We start from the raw sequence: 20,263 nt of genomic DNA on the forward strand, positions 1-20,263 counted from the left end.
TAACTAACTAACTAACTAAAACAATGACTACAATCACAGGAAACGAATTGATTGCATTAGGATTCACACCAAAGAAATGGTTTGCAGAAGCCTTGCAACACATCAACGAAAATCAATTAAGCGAAACGGAAATGTTGGACTATCTGGAACAATTCCGCGCACCAGAACCGATCCCACTCCATTCCGAGCCAAAGGAGTTCATCATCAACATCAAAGCGGAAAACGACAGCGAAAACGATAACGTGGAAAAAGTCATCAACACAATGAAGGTCTTGATGAAAACCCCAACCTTGGTCAACGGCGCCATTATGCCGGATGCTTGCCCTACAGGTCCCGAAGGTCACATCCCCGTGGGCGGTGTGGTGGTAGCGAAAAATGCCATCCATCCGGGATTTCATTCTGCAGACATCTGCTGTTCCGTGATGTTGACCGATTTTGGAAAGGCAGACCCGAAAACGGTTTTGGACACCGCGCATTCCATCACGCATTTCGGTTACGGCGGTCGAGACCGAGGTTCGCAAATGCCAATGTCGCAGGAATTGATGGATGCCTTCCGTGAGAATTTCTTTTTGAACGACGAGAGACTCATCAGCATCGCCCGTTCGCATATGGGAACGCAGGGCGACGGCAACCACTTTTTGTTCGTCGGGATTTCCAAAAATACGGGAAACACAATGTTGGTCACGCACCACGGCTCCAGAGCCCCCGGCGCAATGTTGTACGACAAAGGGATGAAGATCGCCAAGCGTTTCCGAATGGAAATTTCGCCGGAAACATTGAAGGAAAACGCCTGGATTCCCTACGAGACCGAGGAAGGAAAACAATATTGGGAAGCCTTGCAGCTCATTAGAGATTGGACGAAGGAAAACCACGAATCCATTCACAACACGGTTTTGGAAAAACTCAATATCGAAAAACAAGACCGATATTGGAACGAACATAATTTTGTTTTCAGAGATGGTGATCTGTTTTACCACGCAAAAGGCGCAACACCGTTGGACGACAAATTTTTGCCCGACATCACAGGCCCAAGGTTGATTCCTCTGAATATGGCAGAACCTGTGTTGATCGTCTCCGGGACCACCAACGGCAGAAATTTAGGTTTTGCGCCACACGGTGCGGGAAGAAATTTCAGCAGAACGCAACATAAAAAATCCCTAGCCCACAAAACCATTGATGAAGTGTTCGCCGAAGAAACGCAAGGTCTCGACATCCGTTTCTTCTCGAATGATATTGATATTTCTGAGCTTCCGAGTGCTTATAAAAGTGCGAAAAATGTGAGAGCGCAGATTGAGGAATACGGACTTTGCGAAGTTTTGGACGAAGTGATGCCTTATGGTTGTATTATGGCGGGCGATGTGGGGAAGAATGCGCCTTGGAAGAGGAAGAAGAAGTTTTAAGAAACAAAAATTCTAACACTAATTAACATTTATTAATTTTCTATAACTTTGAAAAAACTATAACTTTGAAAAAAATTAACAGGAGACAGAGAAAAAGAGATTGGAATAAAAAGTTAGCTTTAAAAAAACATCAATCAAATATAAATTTTAAGTCATATAAAAAAAGAGCTTCTAAGAGATACAATAAATCGTTTGAAGAACTTGTATCAGAATTAAAAGCATTTCAAAATGATAATGTTAAAGTTACAGCACCTTTATATTTCTCATTAATAAAGAACCCAGAAGAAACTATCGACTTTGTAAATAAAATAGAACAATTATATTTAAATAAGCAGGAAGTTTTTGTGGATTTAAAGAATATTAAATTTTTAGATCATTCAGCAATTACAATTTTGGTTTCAATATTGTTTTCATTTAAATCTAGAAATATTGGTTTTAATGGGAATTTTCCAAAAAATAAAGATTTGTCACTATTATTAATTAACTCAGATTTTTTCAAATATTTGCAAAGAGTTAATATTCCTGAAAAATTAGAATATAAAATAGGTAAACAAAATCAGTTGTTTACTCGGGCTAACAAAGAGGTCAATTCTGAATTAGGTTTAATTGTTATGGCGGAAGCTTCAAAGACTGTTTGGGGCGAACATAGAACTTGTAAAGGTTTACAAAGAACCTTGCTTGAGTTAATGCAAAACACAAACAATCACGCCGAGTTAAATGAAAAGGGCGAAAAACATTGGTGGTTATCTGTTAATCAAAATAAAAGTGAAAAGAAGGTATCTTTCATTTTTGTAGATTACGGAATTGGAATTTTTGAGAGTTTAAAAAATAAACCAGAAACTAATAAATGGTTTGGATGGCTTGACAAAATTAAAAATAAACTTGTTGTTGGAGGAAATGAAGAAATTTTCAAATTGTTATTAAATGGTGAAATGCATTTGACAGTAACTGGACAGCATTTTAGAGGTAAGGGTTTACCTGGTATAAAAGAAGTCTTAGATAGAAATCAAATTAGTAGCCTTAAAATAATTAGCAACAATGTTTTTGCTGATGTTGAAAATGATACATTCACGAAATTAAAATGCGAATTTAGCGGAACTTTTGTTTCTTGGGAACTAAATGAAAATAATCAAAATATAAAATGGGTAGTATAATAATCAATGTTAAGGATTTTTCCAAAACGCCAGGGTCTAGGTATCGTGATGAAGGAACAAAAGCTCATTCTGGGGAAGAATTTAGGGAAGACTTTTTAGAACCTTTATTTAAGAAGGTTATAAACACATCTGATACTATTTTAGTTAACCTTGATGGGACGATTGGCTATGGAACTTCTTGGCTTGAAGAAGTTTTCGGTGGCTTAACTAGAGAATATGGTAAAGATAAAGTGTTAGAAAAATTAACATTTACTTCTTATGAAGAAGAATATCTAATAGATGATATAATTCAATATATAAATGATGCTGAAAAACTCTAAGACAATCATTTATATAATTGTTGGATTTATATTAGGAATACTATTAACAATTTTATTTAAGAAATACTCATCATTTACATTTGATCAAACTATTTCATTTGAAATAAATCCCTTTGAAGTTTTCGCTATTTTAATTAATTGTTTATTAGCGCTATACATTTCCAGTACTCTTGGAAAAAAAATTGAAAATGAGAGAAGCCAGAAACATTTAATAATTTCAATGCTTGATGAATTCAGAAAAGAATTTGTTCTTAAAATTAATAATTTTATAAACAATGAAGATTTTGAAAATGAAGTTGTCAGATTTGAATTCAAGAATTTTAGACAAAAAAATCATCAAAATATGTTGCTAATAGAACAGTTGAAGCTCATAAAAACAGATGATGCAGATATTGATGTCCCAAGAGATAAAATTAATAAATTGTGGGAATTGTTTACAAATGCTCCTGAATCCGAAAATAATGTTAATAGATTAGATAGATTACAAAAAATTTATAGTCTTAGAAGTGATTTCGATAGAGCTATGATTTTAATAATATTCAAAATAAACAGCGAGAATTAATACGTACTATGAAAACAAAATCTCCGCTAAGCAAAGTCTCCCGACTTTGAGCAAAATCCACTTCTCACCCGCATAACAAAACAACCCCAAAACCCCAGCCCACCGCGCCGGGATTTCCCATTACCAATTCAACACAATATCCAATTTCTAAAAATTTTTTACCCCAAAACTCCCCCCCTGCGCAAAGTCTCCCGACTTTGAGCAAATCCCACTTCTCACCAGCGCGATCCTACTAGTTCCTTAAACCCAAAACCCCCAGCCGCCGCGCTGGGGGTTTCTCATTCATATATTCATTACAAAATAGTAATCCTTAATCAACTCTCCTGAAATTATACACTTCGAATCTCCCCCATTCCCCTTATCTCCTCCAAACTTTTCCCTTTGTAGAAATCTTCCGGATTCACGATTGGTGTGCTGATGTCCTGCAGTTTGTTGAGCTGGTGGTTTTCCGGCACTTGAATATTGCGGAGAGCGAAGAGATCATTCGGGGAGCAGTTAAGGGAAATGCAAAGGGAAGTCAGTTGTCGGAAGTTGATCTGGACGGCTTCGCCATTTAATATTTTGTCTGCCGAATAGGCGTTGATGCCTATCTTTAGGAGGTAGGCGACGGGATGAAGGATGTTTCTGGCTGCCAGGATCGGTTTCAGATGCAGGACAATGCTGCTTTGGTGAGGCGTAAGGTTGCCTCTTTTCTTTCTTATCATTGTGCGTTTTGTTTGAAGTTTAAATATAATTAAAAATATCTAATCACCTGACAACTTTATCCAATCACCTAACACATATATCCAATCACCTGATACCTTTGTCCAATCACCTGACAACTTTTTCTAATCACCTAACAACTTTATCCAATCACCTGACAAAGTCATCTAATCACCTAACAGTTTTATCTAATAAACAGACAAGCTTATCTAATAACCAAATAGAATTCAGCTAAAGATGCCGTGCGGGACATTAAGGATTGATTGAAATAGCTTTTGGTGGTGAAGAAGCTAAGGGTTGGCACTTAAGGATTGATAGTCGCCAATAGGAAGTTGATGTTTGGATTACCGATATTCGGTGACGTGGTCGGGAAATGCGTTACGTGCTTTTAGAAATAGAAGATTGGGAAGGAGGATTAATGCCTGCGTCGTATGTACTATCTATAAAAGCTACAGTACTTCACAAAAAAAAATCCCCCGAAAACTCGAGGGATTTATTATATAGATAAGAACTGATCTTATGCTTCGTTCAAAGGCTTGTGTTCTCCTGGTTGGTCTTTACCTTCAGGGTTCACTTGACTTTCCGGTCTTGGTTTTGGTGCCGGCTTTTCTGGTCTTGGCAACAATACTTTTCTGGAAAGTTTCATTTTTTTACGGTCATCATAACCCATAAATTTCACCTCAACTTGGTCACCTTCTTTGTAAGGCACTTTATCAAGACGTGCCCACTCGATTTCAGAGATATGAAGTAATCCTTCAGTACCTTTAGCAATCGCTACAAACGCTCCGAAGTCCATTACTTTTACTACTTTACCTTGGTAAACTTCACCTACAGTTGGTACAAAAGTGATCTCGTTGATCTTCGCGATAGCCTCGTTGATCTTCTCTCTACTCACACCAGAGATCTCGATTCTTCCGATCTCTCCAACTTCTTCAATGGCAATAACCGTATCCGTATCTTTCTGCATCTGCTGAATGATCTTTCCACCAGGTCCGATCACCGCACCAATGAAATCTTTAGAAATCTCAAGCATCACCATTTTCGGAGCGTGAGGTTTCACGTCTTCTCTTGGTGCAGAGATGGTTTCGTTTAATTTATCAAGGATATGCAATCTTCCGTCTCTAGCTTGTAGAAGGGCTTTCTCCATAATGTCCATAGACAATCCCTGGATCTTGATATCCATCTGGCAAGCGGTAATTCCATCTGCAGTTCCGGTTACTTTGAAATCCATATCTCCCAAGTGATCTTCATCACCCAAAATATCAGAAAGCACTGTGAATTTTCCTGTTTTGATGTCAGTTACTAATCCCATTGCGATTCCAGAAACTGGTTTCTTGATCTGAACACCCGCATCCATCAATGCTAAAGTTCCTGCACAAACAGTCGCCATAGAAGATGAACCGTTTGATTCCAAAATATCAGAAACGATACGGATCGTGTAAGGATTTTCTTCCGGGATCATATTCGCCAAAGCTCTTTGAGCCAGGTTTCCGTGACCAACTTCTCTTCTTGAAGTTCCTCTTAAAGGTCTTGCTTCACCTGTAGAGAATGGTGGGAAGTTATAGTGTAGGAAGAATCTCTCGTCATAGTTGATCATCACGCTGTCAACCATATTCGCATCTTTCACTGAACCAAGAGTTACTGCTGTCAAAGATTGAGTTTCCCCTCTTGTGAAGATGGCAGAACCGTGTGCGCCTGGCAAATAATCAATCTCACTCCAGATCGGACGAATCGTTTGAGGATCACGACCATCAAGACGGATCTTATCATTCAAGATCATCTGACGCATCGCTTCTTTCTCAACATCGTGGTAATATACTTTTACGAAAGGTGTTACTCTTTCCAATTCTTCAGCGTTATCAACATATTGAGCCAAGAACTCTTCACGCACCGCTTTGAATTTATCGCTTCTCTCTTCTTTACCAGAAGGCGATTTCGCTACTTCATATACTTTATCGTAAGTTTCTTTCCAAACTTTTTCACGGATCGCTTCGTCGTGATTCTCGTGGCTGTATTCTCTTTTCGGGAATGATTTACCAACTTTTTCAGCCAATCTCTCCTGAGCTTCAACTTGTTTTTTGATCTCAACGTGAGCGAATTGGATAGCCTCAAGCATTTCTGCCTCAGAAATCTCCTTCATCTCGCCTTCTACCATTACGATAGAATCTTTCGTTGCACCAACCATAATATCTAAGTCAGCGATCTTTAAGTCTTCTAATTTTGGATTAACAGAAAGTTTCCCGTCAATTCTTACCACTCTTACTTCAGACATTGGCCCGTTGAAAGGAATGTCCGTGATCGCGATTGCTGCAGATGCTGCAAAACCAGCCAAATCATCTGGAATGGATTGTCCATCGTAAGAGATCAAAGAGATCATCACCTGTACTTCCGCGTGGAAATTTTCAGGGAACAATGGTCTTAGAACTCTGTCCACCAAACGCATCGTCAAGATCTCCTGATCGGATGGTCTAGCTTCTCTTCTGAAAAAGTTTCCAGGGATCTTCCCACCTGCGTAGAACTTTTCTCTGTAATCTACTGTCAATGGCAAGAAATCTACGCCATCTTTTGCTTCTTTGCTGGCTACAACAGTTGCTAAAAGCATTGTTCCACCCATTTTTACTACTACAGATCCATCAGCCTGTTTTGCCAATTTCCCTGTTTCGATTGTGATCTCTCTGCCGTCTGCAAGAATGACCGTTTCTGTAATTGCTTGAGGTATACTCATAAATTGTTTTGTGTTGCACTCCGTATTGAGTGCTTTAATTAATTATATTTCGTCTAAAAATGTGGTGCAAATTTACAGTTTTTGTTTGGATTTTCTGAAATTCCATTGAAATATAGATTTTAATATTCTATTTTTACAATTCATTTAATTAAAAGAGCTTTAAAAGATCTCTTAAACCGAGGTGAAAATGTTTGTTTTCACATCCAAAATTCCACTATGAAAACCGAAACTTCTTTTCTCAAAAACCCCTTCTTTATCTCCTGGATATTGGCCTTATTGTTCTACGCATTGGAATATGCGATCAGATCTTCTCCAAGCGTGATGATCGGCGACCTCAAAGAATCCTATGGCGCGACCAGGACAGAAGTCAGCTCGATGATCAGCGCCTACTACATCAGCTACTCCATCACGAGTTTGGCGGCTGGATTATTTTTGGACAGAATGGGCGCGAGAAAACCAGTCTTTTTCGGCATCTTGGTTTTGGCAATTGGCTCATTATTATTTGGAGGTTCTCATTATGTGGTTGGATATGCAGGTAGATTGATGCAAGGCGCTGGTTCTGCAATGGCTTTTCCGGCCGCAGTTTATATCGCTGTGAAAGCTTTCTCTGGAAAGAATCTTGCCACAGCGATTGGAATAACACAAACTTTAGGAATGCTGGGAGGATCTGCTGGACAGAAATTAAGCAACACTTATTTGACCAATGGAAACAGCGTCACCAGCATTTGGATTATTTTTGGTGTCACCTCTTTGATCTTGGCTTTGCTTGCATTTTTGTTCACACCCAAAACAGAACCAGGAATTGCCAATGAAAAGCAAAAGAATTTTCTTGATAATTATAAGATCATCTTCGGAAACCCTCAAAGCTATTTATCTGGTTTGGTCTCGGGATTATTATTCGCTCCGACCACGATTTTTGCGATGATCTGGGGTGTAGATTTTCTGCAAAAAAGCAGAGGTATTTCCCACGAAAGTGCGACATTAGCTTGCGCTTTAGTTCCAATTGGTTGGGCAATTGGATGTCCGCTTTTGGGTTGGGTCGCAGATAAGATCAAGCGTAGAATTCCGGTGATCATCGGAGGTGCATTTTTGATGATTTTGAGCTTGTTACAATTAGCTTATTTACCAAGTTTAATGTCCGTTGACATTTCGCTTTTATTAATGGGAATCGGTTCTGGCGCCGCGATGATTCCTTATTCCATCATCAAAGAAGTGAATCCCGACCAAGTGAAAGGAAGCGCAACTGGAGCCATCAATTTCTTAACATTTGGTGTGACGACACTTTTAGCACCTTTGTTTTCTAAATTGTATGGTTCAAAATTGACAAAAAGTTTAGATGCCGATTCTCTATTGCAACATGCACTATTATTCTTTGTAATAGGAATTTCCTTCGCGATTGTCATTTCTATTTTCTTAAGAGAAACAGGAAATTTAAAAGCAGAAGAAGTAAATTAAATCTTTGATCTTAATATCTATTTTCGGGTGATTCTCAACAAAAGAATAATCACCAGAACAACTGAAAATATAAATCCCAAAACAGCGACCAAAGACATTTCGCCAACTCTTGGTCCGGATTCTGAAACGAAAACGATGGATGTAGCAATGATATTTGCACCCAAAACCATCGCTAAAATCAGATTAATGATACTCGATTTGATGAGTTGATTGGTCTTCTCAATATTTTTAATTTCGCTCGAAATGGTGAATTTGTTATCATCCAATTTCTGCAGAACGGAACGCAATTCTTTTGGGATTTCATCAATGTTGTCTGTGAAATTCAGCATTTTGTCCATTCCGGATTTGAACATCTTTTTCGGACTGATCTTTCTTGATAGAATTTTCTTGGTGTAAGGATGCAGACTTTGAACGATGTCCAAATCAGGATTGATGGTTCGCCCAACGCCTTCTATCAGACCAATTCCTTTGAACAACAGATAAAAATAATCCGGCATATAAAGCTGATTGTCCTTCAAAACGTCTTTCATTTTATTAATGATAATATGTGGGTCGATATTTTTCAATGACGTGCTGTGAACGAAATTCAGAACTTCTTCCACATCATTTTCGAATCGCCTGTCATCCGGGATCTCGTAACTAACCGCCATTTTCTTCAATGACCTTACTATCTTATTTGAATTTTTCGCGACAAAAGCCACAATCAGACTTTCCAAAATCTCTTTATCATTCGGCTGAATTTTCCCAACGGCACCAAAATCAATAAAAACCACTCTCCCATCTTTCTTCACCAAGATATTCCCAGCGTGTGGATCCGCGTGGAAAAATCCGTAATCCAAAATCTGAGAAACGAAAAGCCTCAAACCAACTTCCGAAATCACAACTGGATTGATGTTATTATTAAGAAGTTCCGTTTTATCCGTGACCTTGATTCCGTCAATAAACTCCATACAGAGGACATTATTATTGGAAAATTCGTCATAGACAATGGGAACGTAGGTTTCCTTATTATTTTTGAAATTTAAAGCAAACTGTTTGATGTTATTGCGTTCATTGACCAGTGAAACTTCCTCCAGCAAAGACTTTTCAAAAGTAGCAATCGCTTGTTTAAGATTTAATTTTGAAGCAATTTCGGAATACGTTGAAATTAATTTGACTAAATCTTTTATTAATAGCAAATCATCCTCAATCACACTCAGAACATCCGGTTTTTTGATCTTTAAAATCACTTCTTCTCCAGTGATCAAAGTTGCTCTGTAAACTTGTGCAATAGAAGCCGTCGCCAAAGGTTTCGAAACAATTTCAGAGAAATGTTCTTTGACCGAAATGTTGAATTCATTTTCCAGGATTTCCTCAATATTCATATCAACAACTTCTACTCTATCCTGAAGTTTTTGCAACTCCTGAATCAACTCTGGCGGAAGCAGATCTTCCCGATTACTAAAGGTTTGGCCAAGCTTTACGAAAGTCGGACCCAATTCTTCTAAAACCAATCGAATCCTCTCGTAAACTGTCCCTTTGGAAATGATTTCATCAGAATTTAGAGAATTTTCTTCTGGTTTTTTCCCCATTCTGGCAATCATATCTTTGAAGCCATACTTGCTGAGAACGGAGATCAATCTGGCGGAACGTTTAAGTTTTCGTTGTTGTTTATCGAACATAATTTATAAAAATAAAGGAGCTACAAAGTAACTCCAAAAATTATTCCCAATAACTTGAAAATATTAAACCACAAAAGTCACAAAGAAAATCTAAGATAAAACTTGGAAAAGACCAAAAAAGCAAACGTGTTAAAACATATTTCTTTTTTGAACTTTTGGTAAACTTAATAAAAAAAATAACTTTTGTGGTTTAAAGAATTTTAATCTAAGTTTTTCTTATTAAAATCTCTTTTTCTTCGGATCAAGAAAAGTTGGAAAGACCATTACATATTCTCCAAATCTCGTATTGATTCTTTCTTCAAGATTCACCAATTCACTTTCCATAAACTGATCTCTCATATCATCATTATCAAAAACCAAAAGCAAATTGGTATTTTTTCCTTCACCCAACATATCAGATCGAACTTCAGAAAGAATATATTTTTCAACATCCAGAAGATTTTCAACCATTTGATGCAGATCACTTTCCACATAGAGGTCCCATTCTTCAATTTTATTTTCGATTGTATGAAATGTAATACTTAGGATGCTCATTTTTAATATTTTTTTATGATTAATGTTGATAAATTCAGAATGCAAAAATCGTATTTTTTTTGTAAATTAGCCCGTTATAAAAAACAGAAAAACTTAAAGGGTCAGAATGTATTTTAATATTCTGATTTACAATAAATTAAAAAATATTTATGCATAAGGAAGGAGAAAGGTTAATACCGATCAACATTGTTGACGAGATGAGAACCTCTTACATCGATTATTCGATGTCAGTAATCGTATCAAGAGCTTTGCCAGATGTGAGAGACGGACTGAAACCCGTTCACAGAAGAGTTCTTTACGGTATGTACGGTCTTAATGTCTTTTCTAACAGAAAACATTTGAAATCTGCGAGAATTGTTGGAGACGTTTTAGGTAAATATCACCCACACGGCGACAGCTCGGTTTATGATGCGATGGTAAGAATGGCTCAGCCTTGGAGTTTGCGTTATCAAATGGTTGACGGACAAGGTAACTTTGGTTCTATGGACGGCGATCCACCAGCAGCAATGCGTTACACCGAAGCACGACTTAAAAAAATATCCGATGAGATCCTTGCCGATCTTGATAAAGAAACGGTTGATTTCCAAAATAACTTTGATGATAGTTTAACAGAACCTACCGTTCTTCCTACAAGGATCCCAAGTCTTTTGGTAAACGGAGCTTCCGGAATTGCAGTTGGGATGGCGACGAATATGGCGCCTCACAACCTATCCGAAAGTATTGATGCGATCTGCGCTTACATCGATGATAAAGAAATTACCATCGATGAGTTGATGAAGCACATCATTGCGCCAGATTTCCCAACAGGTGGAATTATTTATGGTTATGATGGCGTGCGTGATGCTTTCCATACAGGAAGAGGACGTATCGTTTTGAGAGCGAAGATCAACTTCGAAGAAATCGGGAACAGAAACGCGATCATTGTAACAGAAATTCCTTATCAGGTCAACAAAGCAGAGATGATAGCCAGAACTGCTGAGTTGGTAAAAGATGACAAACTCCCAGGAATCTATGAGATCCGTGATGAGTCTGACAGAAATGGTATGCGTATCGTTTACGAACTTAAGAATGACGCGATTCCAAATGTTGTCCTAAATCTATTATATAAATATACTTCTCTACAAACTTCGTTTTCAGTTAACAATATCGCCTTGGTAAAAGGACGTCCTGTACAACTGAACGTGAAAGATATGATCCTGCATTTCGTAGATCACCGTCACGAAGTGATTGTAAGAAGAACAAAATACGAACTGAGAAAAGCACAGGAAAGAGCCCACATCCTTGAAGGCTTTATGAAAGTGATCGGCACTCAGGATTCTCTTGACAGAGCGATTGCGATTATCCGTCATAGTGCAAATCCTGCAGCAGCGAAGGAAGGCTTGATCGAAGAATTTGAACTTTCTGACCTTCAGGCGCAGGCCATTCTGGATCTTCGTTTGGCTCGTCTTACGGGAATGGAATTGGACAAGATCCGTGCTGAGTACGAAGAAATTATGGCCTTAATAAAAGACTTGGAAGACATTTTGACCAATGAGCCAAGACGTTATGAGATCATCAAAGAAGAACTTCAGGAGATCAAAGAAAAATACGGCGACGAAAGACGTTCAGAGATTGATTATACTGGTGGAGAATTCTCTATTGAAGATATGATCCCGGATGAGAAAGTTGTTTTGACCATCTCTCACGCTGGTTACATCAAAAGAACACTTCTTTCCGAATATAAAGTACAGTCCAGAGGTGGCGTTGGAAATAGAGCGGCAACGACAAGAGACGAGGATTTCTTGGAATATATCGTTACAGCCACAAACCACGAATATCTATTATTCTTCACAGAAAAAGGAAAATGTTTCTGGCTAAGAGTGTTTGAAGTTCCGGAAGGTTCTAAAACTGCAAAAGGAAGGGCTGTTCAAAACTTAATTAACATAGAACAAGACGATAAGATCAAGGCTTACATCAGAACCAAAGATCTTAAGAATCAGGAATATATCAACCAAATGAATGTTGTGATGATCACGAAAAACGGAACCATCAAGAAAACATCATTAGAAGCTTACTCCAGACCGAGAACAAATGGTGTAAATGCCATCGAGATCCGTGATAATGATGCCCTATTAGGCGCAAGATTGACGGACGGAAATTCCCAGATCATGATCGCGACCAAAAACGGTAAATGTATCCGTTTCCCTGAAGAAAAAGCGAGAGCTGTCGGCAGAGGATCGATAGGTGTAAGAGGTATTTCTCTTGAAGATAGTGACGAAGTAATCGGAATGATTGTTGTTAATGACTTGGAAAATGATACAGTTTTGGTTGTATCAGAAAGAGGTTATGGAAAAAGGACAGCTGTTGAAGATTACCGAATCACAAATCGTGGTGGAAAAGGTGTCATTACTTTGAACATTACTGAAAAAACCGGAAACCTGATCGCTATTCAAAGTGTGACAGATGAAGACGGATTGATGATCATCAACAAATCTGGTGTTGCCATCAGAATGAATATGAACGAAATGCGCGTGATGGGTAGAAATACCCAAGGTGTGAAAGTTATTAACCTTAAAACCAAGGACGAAATTGCAGCGATTGCAAAAGTAGAAATGGACAGCGAAGTTGTGGAAGAAGAAGACGGAGAAGTTGCGGAAAATGACAGCAACAATCCGGAATTCAAAGTGAAACCGCAGACAGGAAACAATCAGATCAACATCGGTGATGAAGAAGAGTTGAAGAAAATTGAAGATGAAGAAGCAGCTGATAACGCTGACGATACTGACAACGCCGACGAAACCGAAGATTAAGAATAAAAAATAAAAGTTTAAAAATTAACATAATGAAAAGATTAATTTTAAGTTTAGCAGTTTTGTCTGTAGCATTAGTAAGTGCACAGAAAAAAGAAATCGCTAACGCTGTAAAAGCAGTTGATTCAGGCGATCTTGCAACTGCCAATTCAGAAATATCAAAAGCAGAAAGTATTTTTGGAGACAAAACCTATTTATTAGAACCATCTCTTCTTGAGCAGTATTATTATGTGAAAGGATTTACATTACTAAAATCCGGAAAAAATACAGAAGGTGCAGAATATCTTGCAAAAATTGCAAACCTTGGAAAAGAGGAAATCTACACAGGAAAAGATGCGGAGAAAAACAAAGTTTATTTCGTAGGAAAAGAAGCTTCTGATAAATATGGCGCAGGATTATCTTTGAAACAGGATAAGTATACGCCAGCGTTGGGAGATAAACTAAGACAATCTATCAACCCGCTTTTGCAAAAGGCAAACGAAGTCGCTACCAAAAGCTACAACGAAAAGAAATTTGATGTAGCGGGAGAAAAGTTTGCTGAGACTTATTATCTCTTCAAAGCGGCTGGACAGGATGACAAAAACTATCTTTATTATTCCGGTGTTGCTTATGCTCAAACTGCCGACAACAAAGATAAAGCCGTGACCATTCTTGATTCTTTGATCAAATCCGGATATACTGGCGTAGAAACAATATACACTGCAAAAAACAAAGCTGGAAACAAAGAAACACTTGACAAAGCTGCGTTTGACCTTTACAAAAAAACACCGGACGGTGCTGGCTACACAGAATTCAAAACTGAAACAACGCCGAGCAAGCAGGAAGAACTTTACGATCTTTTAGCTTCATTGTTATTTGCTCAGAATAAATTTGAAGAAGCTGGAAAAGTGGCTGAAGAAGGCTTGAAAAAGTTCCCAAACAACCAATCTCTTTCTCAGGTTCAAAGCAATTCTTATTTCAAAACTGGTAAAACAGACGAGTTTGTAAATAATTTGAAAGCTAAAATTGCAAAGAATCCAAATGATAAAGAAAGCATCTACAATCTAGGTGTGATGTACAGCAAAGATCCTTCAAAAGCTGCAGAAGCAGAAGCTACGTACAAAAAATTGGTAGAGATGGATCCAAAATTCCCTAATGCGCTTAATAACTTGGTATTCTCTATCATCGGAGAAGATGACGGTAAAGCTATTGAGGAATACAGAAATCTGAAAAAAGCCGGAAAGATAGATGCAGCAAACAAAGTTCTTGACCAAAGAAGAGCCAGATTCCAGAAAGCATTACCTTACGCTGAACAAATGTATCAGGCAGATCCTAACAACAAGGAAGTTGTAAGCCTTCTGAAAGGAATGTACATGACAACGCAGAACACTGCGAAATACAACGAATTCAAAGCAAAAGAAGCTGCGATAAAATAATCATAAAGAAGCCTTCGGGCTTCTTTTTTTTGCTCTTTTGCGGAGCGAACTAAAAATGTATATTTGCGTAGCATTCAAAATAATTAAACTTTAAAATAAAATTATATAATGAAATTTTTTATTGACACAGCCAACTTAGCACAAATCAAAGAAGCGCAAGATCTTGGAATCCTGGACGGCGTTACAACCAATCCTTCGCTTATGGCAAAAGAAGGAATCTCCGGCAAAGAAGCGATCAACAAGCATTATGTTGACATTTGCAATATTTCGGACGGCGACGTTTCTGCAGAAGTTCTTTCGACTACCTACGAGGAAATGATCAAAGAAGGCGACGAGCTGGCAGCACTTCACGAGAGAATTGTGGTTAAAATCCCAATGATCAAAGACGGCATCAAAGCTTTAAAATATTTTTCTGATAAAGGCGTCAAAACAAACTGTACATTGATCTTCTCCGCTGGGCAGGCACTTTTGGCAGCAAAGGCCGGCGCAACCTATGTTTCTCCGTTCTTGGGAAGATTGGATGATATTTCGGTTGACGGTCTTAATCTTATCGAAGAGATCCGTTTGATTTTTGACAATTATATGTTTGATACAGAAATCCTTGCGGCTTCTATCAGAAGTCCTATGCACATCATCAACTGTGCGAAGATAGGTGCAGATGTCATCACATCTCCACTTCCGTCAATCCTTAACCTATTGAATCATCCTTTGACAGATTCTGGATTGGCACAATTCGTTGCAGATTCTAAGAAATTAGGGTAAAATTATTTGGGCGCCTTTTTCCGCCCGATTTTACATCGAGATCCACTTAGGTCGGGGCGCGCTTCGCAAGAAAGGAAGTTGGTCTTCAATACAACTTTAGAACAAAAAAAACCGTCTCATTTATCACGAGGCGGTTTTTGTTTTATATCAATTCAATTTATTATCAAAAGAAAGTTTCTTTTAGTAGATAAAGATTCAAAGTAATAATGATTGCGCTGATCACAAAAGCAAGAATCTTGAGCCACATCTTATTGGCGAATTCTCCCATTTTCGCTTTGCTGTTGGTGAACATTACCAATGGAACAACAGCAAAACTCAATTGCATCGATAGGATCACCTGACTGAAAACCAAAAGCTCTGCTGTTCCTTTTTCTCCATAAATAATAGAAATAACCAATGCAGGAATGATGGCAATAGTTCTTGTAATCAATCGTCTAACCCAAGGCTTCAGTCTGATATTGAGGAAACCTTCCATCACGATCTGTCCGGCCAAAGTTCCTGTCAAAGTAGAATTCTGCCCCGAAGCCAATAGTGCAATTCCAAAGAAAATACTTGCTAGAGTTGTTCCGAGAAGCGGTGTTAATAGCATATAAGCATCATTAATATCCGCCACATCTTTGTTTCCTGAAGTATGAAACGTTGCGGCGGCAATAATCAAAATTGCAGCATTGATAACAAATGCCAACATTAATGAAAGACTGCTGTCGATACTTGCAAACTTCAAAGCTTCTCTTTTGCCTTCCGTAGTTCTTGGATAATTTCTGGTTTGGACAATGCTGCTATGGAGATACAGATTATGAGGCATTACAGTGGCGCCCAAAATTCCGATCGCAATGTAAAGCATTGATGGATTTGTGATGATTTCCTTTTTCGGAATTAATCCTTCCAGCAATGGAAAAATATCCGGTTTACTGAGGAAAATCTCATAAAAGAATGCGACAAAAATGATGAAAATTAATCCGCCAACAATACTTTCAATATATCTGAAACCTTTTGCCTGAAGGAATAAAATCAGGAAAACATCAATAATCGTAATCACAACGCCGACACTCAGCGGAATTCCGAACAGTAGATTAAGTGCAATCGCAGATCCTATAACTTCCGCAAGATCGCAGGCAGCAATGGCAATTTCACAAAAAATCCAAAGTACAAAATTGACCGCCGGATGAAAATGATCTTTACAAGCCTGAGCCAAGTCCCGTTCTGCTACCACACCTAACTTTACAGAAAGATGCTGCAAAAGAATAGCAAACAAGTTTGAAATTAAAATGACGGAAAGCAAAGTGTAACCAAATTGCGCTCCACCGGCAATGTCTGTCGCCCAGTTTCCAGGATCCATATAGCCTACAGCCACAAGAAGACCCGGACCCATATAAGCCAATAATTTCTTTTTAAAACTGCCGTCTTTCGGAATATTGACGCTGGAAAAAACTTCGTTTAGAGAGTTCGAACTCTTCTCTGTCCGCCAGCCTATATTATGATTTGATTGATTCAATGATTGTCATTGTTAGATTAGACTAACAAAAATAGTTATACTGTACTTAACTCGCAAGTTAACAATAAAAAAACTGCCAATTTCTTGGCAGTTTTTATGTCATTTTATTTAAAATTATTTAGCAAATCTAACCGCTAATTTTCTGTCAATTGCTCTTTCGTCATTGGATGCTGTTGCAGGAACTTCTGCAAATTCACTTCCGTAACCTTTAGCTTCCAAAACCTGAGATCCTACGCCGGCTTTTCCTAAAGCAGCTTTGATAAAATCAGCTCTTCCTTGTGATAATTTTAAGTTAGCAGCTTCATCGCCTGTCTTATCAGTATAACCTCCAACTTTGATTTTAGCATCCGGATAAGCTTTTAAAATTGCTACCAAATTATCCAACTGTCCTTGAGAACCAGCTTCTAATTCTGTAGCACTTCCGATTTTGAAATTAACGTGGTCAAAATTGTACCAGGTATCTTTTAATTTTGAGTCATTCGCAGTTTTGTAATCTCCGGACTTAAGATATGTAATCATATTATCTTCCATTCCACCTCTGTAACCTTTGAGTGCAACGCCATTCAGATCAATATCTTCATCTACTTTTGTAGGAGTTGCTGTAGCTGTAGTTGCGCTGCTATCTACAACTGTATTTGCTGAATCTGTTGTAGCAACCGGAACAACTTCCGCTTTCTTATCACATTGTTTCCAGAAGAACCAGCCTAAAAGTAATAATAAAAGCAATGGCAGTAACCATTTCCAAATACTTCCTCCACCAGAATTGTCTGATACAATTTCGTGTGTACTTCCACTTCTTGTAACATCTACTTTAGGCGCATCTGTTACGATAGGTCTGGTAGTTTCTGTCACAGTAGATCTTGGTGTCTCTGTCACAATCGGATTTTCTGTAACAGGCGTCACAGGATTAACATCTCCGATCGGCGTCTGCAAAGGTTCCGGAACAACATTCAAAGTTTCTGCCTCCGATGGTCCGAACCAACTTCCTAATCCTAAAGATGCAAAACTGAATCCGGCAGGCAGTAAGCCCGATAAAAGTCCTTTCTGATCACTCAACAGATTACCAAATGAAGAAACGTCCAAATTGTGATCAACCGCATATTTTCCTAGAGTTCCTGCAGTGGCTCCTGTTACAAGATTCAATAATGAATTGGTTGATTCAGTTTTGATGCCCGCGTAAGATGAAACAGCGTTTGTGATAGCTGCAAGTTTGTCTCCATCACCAAAGATCAGACTCAAAATCTTGGAAATTACAGAATCGCTTCCGTTCAGATTTCCTAATAGATTTGATAAAATTCCGGATGATGCTGCTTCTTTTACAGTACTGAAAAGTTCCGATTGCGTGTTGCTGTTTGCAAAACCACCAACGACAGCTGGCAAAAGTGCTGAAATAGCTTTTGAAATTCCTGATTCACTCTCTCCAAGTTGAGTTGCGGTTTGAGACACTGTTGCTGGTCCCAGTTGACCTTTGATCAGGTCGATAAGATTGGTTGACATAATAGTTTATTTTTAATGTTTGATGTTGTGTAATGTTACCAAATATTAATCCACAAATTTTCATTATGAATAATTTTAATAAAACTTTAACTATTTATGATTTAACTTTTACCTAACTCCTTAAATTATAGAATAAAAAATTCCGTCCCACTTTTTGATGAGACGGATTCATAAATTTTATAAACCTAATATTAATAAGCCTTTGCAAATACTACTCGCTGCTTCGAAGGCTTCCCAGAGATTAGAGAAACGCCATCTTCCTGCTCGTTGTTCAAAGGAATACATCTGATGGTTGCTTTGGTTTCCTGTTTGATTTGCTCTTCCTCCTCAGCGGTTCCATCCCAATGTGCGAGAATAAAACCTCCTTTTTCTACCAATACCTTTTTGAATTCTTCATAAGAATCAACTTTCGTAATATTTTCTTCTTTGAATTTTAAAGCTTTGTTGTAAATATCACTTTGAATCGTTTTTAATAATTCTTCGATATACGTATCAAGACCTTCGATAGAAACCGTTTCTTTGGTTAAATTATCTCTTCTTGCCAGTTCAACAGTTTTGTTCTCAAGATCTCTTTGTCCAAGCGCAATTCTCAATGGAACTCCTTTCAATTCATATTCCGCAAATTTCCAGCCTGGTTTGTTCTGCGTGTCATTATCAAATTTAACCGAAATACCTTTCGCTCTCAACTTACTTTGAATTTCCAAAGCCACTTCACTAATTTCTGCCAACTGATCTTCTCCTTTGAAAATCGGAACAATTACAACCTGAATTGGTGCTAAAGTTGGAGGCAGTACCAATCCAAGATCATCCGAATGCGTCATAATTAAGGCACCCATCAACCTTGTGGAAGTTCCCCAGGATGATGCCCAAGGATATTCTTGCTTTCCTTCTTTATTCGTAAATTTCACATCAAAAGCTTTCGGGAAACTTTGTCCCAGAAAATGTGAAGTTCCTGCTTGAAGTGCTTTTCCATCCTGCATCAAAGCTTCGATACAATAAGTTTCGTCTGCTCCTGCAAATCTTTCAGATGGAGTTTTGATACCTCGGAAAACCGGAATTGCCATAAAGTCTTCGGCAAATTTCGCATAAACTTCCAACATCTTTTCAGTTTCTTCCACAGCTTCATCTCTGGTTGCGTGAGCTGTGTGGCCTTCCTGCCAAAGGAATTCTGCAGTTCTTAGGAACAATCTCGTTCTCATTTCCCAACGCACAACATTTGCCCATTGGTTAATCAAAATAGGAAGATCTCTGTAAGACTGAATCCAGTTTTTATAGGTGCTCCAAATAATAGCTTCAGAAGTTGGACGAACTATCAATTCCTCCTCCAATTTAGCATCTGGATCTACAATTAATTTAGCCGGGTTATTTGGATCTGTTTTTAATCTGTAATGTGTGACAACAGCACACTCTTTGGCAAAACCTTCAGCATTTTTTTCTTCAGCTTCGAATAAGCTTTTGGGTACAAACAGCGGGAAGTAAGCATTTTGATGTCCTGTTTCCTTGAACTTTTTGTCCATTTCGTCACGCATTTTTTCCCAAATTGCATAACCATAAGGTTTGATTACCATACATCCTCTAACGCTAGAATTCTCTGCCAGATCTGCTTTAACAACCAATTCATTATACCATTTGCTATAATCTTCTGCTCTTGATGTTAATTTTGCCATATTTTTTTAAACTATTTTTTAACTTTTTTAACTTTCTCTAATCTAAATAAAAAGCCTAATTTTACGGTACTTTGTAAATAAATTACTGGTACAAATTTTGGTTTCTTTTAAGAGTACAAATATAG

15 protein-coding genes are annotated in these 20,263 nt (G+C 38.0%); 8 read left to right on the plus strand and 7 right to left on the minus strand.

The genetic code is table 11. The features are described from left to right. Window positions 1-23 precede the first annotated feature (23 nt). The 4 genes from LUD75_RS11330 to LUD75_RS11345 all read left to right on the plus strand — a co-directional run bounded on the left by LUD75_RS11330 (window position 24) and on the right by LUD75_RS11345 (window position 3,436). Window positions 24-1,400, plus strand: coding sequence for an RtcB family protein (locus tag LUD75_RS11330; protein ID WP_232705784.1), 1,377 nt, complete (start codon window positions 24-26; stop codon window positions 1,398-1,400). Between the two features lie 65 nt (window positions 1,401-1,465). Further along, window positions 1,466-2,554: a hypothetical protein gene (locus tag LUD75_RS11335; RefSeq protein WP_232705785.1), complete on the plus strand. Its 1,089-nt coding sequence runs from the start codon at window positions 1,466-1,468 to the stop codon at window positions 2,552-2,554. Further along, window positions 2,542-2,874 (plus strand): STAS-like domain-containing protein, encoded by a 333-nt coding sequence (locus LUD75_RS11340; RefSeq protein ID WP_232705786.1) that lies wholly within the window; start codon window positions 2,542-2,544, stop codon window positions 2,872-2,874. Before LUD75_RS11335 ends, LUD75_RS11340 begins: the two co-directional genes overlap by 13 nt. Then, window positions 2,855-3,436, plus strand: coding sequence for a hypothetical protein (locus tag LUD75_RS11345; RefSeq protein ID WP_232705787.1), 582 nt, complete (start codon window positions 2,855-2,857; stop codon window positions 3,434-3,436). The genes LUD75_RS11340 and LUD75_RS11345 overlap by 20 nt, the downstream gene beginning before the upstream one ends. 329 nt (window positions 3,437-3,765) lie before the next feature. Here the strand turns inward: LUD75_RS11345 and LUD75_RS11350 are convergent, their stop codons facing one another. Then, window positions 3,766-4,140, minus strand: a complete 375-nt coding sequence (locus LUD75_RS11350; RefSeq protein WP_232705788.1) for a helix-turn-helix transcriptional regulator — start codon at window positions 4,138-4,140, stop codon at window positions 3,766-3,768. 515 nt (window positions 4,141-4,655) lie between these two features. Further along, complete coding sequence (locus LUD75_RS11355) at window positions 4,656-6,863, minus strand: polyribonucleotide nucleotidyltransferase (RefSeq protein ID WP_232705789.1); 2,208 nt, start codon at window positions 6,861-6,863, stop codon at window positions 4,656-4,658. Window positions 6,864-7,079: 216 nt separating this feature from the next. On the opposite strand from LUD75_RS11355, the gene LUD75_RS11360 reads away from it, so the two are divergent. Further along, window positions 7,080-8,318 (plus strand): MFS transporter, encoded by a 1,239-nt coding sequence (locus tag LUD75_RS11360; RefSeq protein ID WP_232705790.1) that lies wholly within the window; start codon window positions 7,080-7,082, stop codon window positions 8,316-8,318. A gap of 17 nt (window positions 8,319-8,335) precedes the next feature. On the opposite strand, the gene LUD75_RS11365 is transcribed toward LUD75_RS11360, so the two are convergent. Then, the gene (locus LUD75_RS11365; protein ID WP_232705791.1) at window positions 8,336-9,979 is read right to left on the minus strand and encodes an AarF/UbiB family protein; all 1,644 of its coding nucleotides are present in this window, start codon (window positions 9,977-9,979) and stop codon (window positions 8,336-8,338) included. 219 nt (window positions 9,980-10,198) lie between these two features. Beyond that, window positions 10,199-10,513 (minus strand): DUF4286 family protein, encoded by a 315-nt coding sequence (locus LUD75_RS11370; RefSeq protein WP_232705792.1) that lies wholly within the window; start codon window positions 10,511-10,513, stop codon window positions 10,199-10,201. Between the two features lie 149 nt (window positions 10,514-10,662). On the opposite strand from LUD75_RS11370, the gene gyrA reads away from it, so the two are divergent. The 3 genes from gyrA (at window position 10,663) to fsa (ending at window position 15,479) form a co-directional block, all read left to right on the plus strand. Then, entirely contained in the window at window positions 10,663-13,302 is a 2,640-nt protein-coding gene (gene gyrA, locus LUD75_RS11375; RefSeq protein WP_232705793.1) for a DNA gyrase subunit A, read from the plus strand. 32 nt (window positions 13,303-13,334) lie between these two features. After that, window positions 13,335-14,717, plus strand: a complete 1,383-nt coding sequence (locus LUD75_RS11380; protein ID WP_232705794.1) for a hypothetical protein — start codon at window positions 13,335-13,337, stop codon at window positions 14,715-14,717. Between the two features lie 108 nt (window positions 14,718-14,825). Continuing rightward, window positions 14,826-15,479 (plus strand): fructose-6-phosphate aldolase, encoded by a 654-nt coding sequence (fsa, locus tag LUD75_RS11385; protein WP_232705795.1) that lies wholly within the window; start codon window positions 14,826-14,828, stop codon window positions 15,477-15,479. A gap of 163 nt (window positions 15,480-15,642) precedes the next feature. Here fsa and LUD75_RS11390 read toward each other — a convergent pair whose 3' ends face one another. The 3 genes from LUD75_RS11390 to proS form a co-directional block, all read right to left on the minus strand. Further along, entirely contained in the window at window positions 15,643-16,974 is a 1,332-nt protein-coding gene (locus LUD75_RS11390) for an Nramp family divalent metal transporter (protein WP_232705796.1), read from the minus strand. Between the two features lie 114 nt (window positions 16,975-17,088). Next, a complete protein-coding gene (locus LUD75_RS11395; protein WP_232705797.1) occupies window positions 17,089-18,471 on the minus strand; it encodes an OmpA family protein in 1,383 nt (460 codons plus the stop codon). A gap of 191 nt (window positions 18,472-18,662) precedes the next feature. Continuing rightward, a complete protein-coding gene (gene proS / locus LUD75_RS11400; RefSeq protein WP_232705798.1) occupies window positions 18,663-20,138 on the minus strand; it encodes a proline--tRNA ligase in 1,476 nt (491 codons plus the stop codon). Between the last annotated feature and the right edge of the window lie 125 nt (window positions 20,139-20,263).

The organism is Epilithonimonas sp. JDS, assembly GCF_021261315.1.
Lineage (GTDB): Bacteria > Bacteroidota > Bacteroidia > Flavobacteriales > Weeksellaceae > Epilithonimonas.

Excerpts from the sequence above, each read along its gene's own strand:
- gyrA (WP_232705793.1), top strand. The coding sequence starts at position 10,663 with ATGCATAAGGAAGGAGAAAGGTTAATACCGATCAACATTGTTGACGAG.
- LUD75_RS11350 (WP_232705788.1), bottom strand. The coding sequence starts at position 4,140 with ATGATAAGAAAGAAAAGAGGCAACCTTACGCCTCACCAAAGCAGCATT.
- LUD75_RS11395 (WP_232705797.1), bottom strand. The coding sequence starts at position 18,471 with ATGTCAACCAATCTTATCGACCTGATCAAAGGTCAACTGGGACCAGCA.
- LUD75_RS11355 (WP_232705789.1), bottom strand. The coding sequence starts at position 6,863 with ATGAGTATACCTCAAGCAATTACAGAAACGGTCATTCTTGCAGACGGC.
- LUD75_RS11365 (WP_232705791.1), bottom strand. The coding sequence starts at position 9,979 with ATGTTCGATAAACAACAACGAAAACTTAAACGTTCCGCCAGATTGATC.
- proS (WP_232705798.1), bottom strand. The coding sequence starts at position 20,138 with ATGGCAAAATTAACATCAAGAGCAGAAGATTATAGCAAATGGTATAAT.
- fsa (WP_232705795.1), top strand. The coding sequence starts at position 14,826 with ATGAAATTTTTTATTGACACAGCCAACTTAGCACAAATCAAAGAAGCG.
- LUD75_RS11345 (WP_232705787.1), top strand. The coding sequence starts at position 2,855 with ATGATGCTGAAAAACTCTAAGACAATCATTTATATAATTGTTGGATTT.
- LUD75_RS11360 (WP_232705790.1), top strand. The coding sequence starts at position 7,080 with ATGAAAACCGAAACTTCTTTTCTCAAAAACCCCTTCTTTATCTCCTGG.
- LUD75_RS11340 (WP_232705786.1), top strand. The coding sequence starts at position 2,542 with ATGGGTAGTATAATAATCAATGTTAAGGATTTTTCCAAAACGCCAGGG.
- LUD75_RS11330 (WP_232705784.1), top strand. The coding sequence starts at position 24 with ATGACTACAATCACAGGAAACGAATTGATTGCATTAGGATTCACACCA.
- LUD75_RS11370 (WP_232705792.1), bottom strand. The coding sequence starts at position 10,513 with ATGAGCATCCTAAGTATTACATTTCATACAATCGAAAATAAAATTGAA.
- LUD75_RS11380 (WP_232705794.1), top strand. The coding sequence starts at position 13,335 with ATGAAAAGATTAATTTTAAGTTTAGCAGTTTTGTCTGTAGCATTAGTA.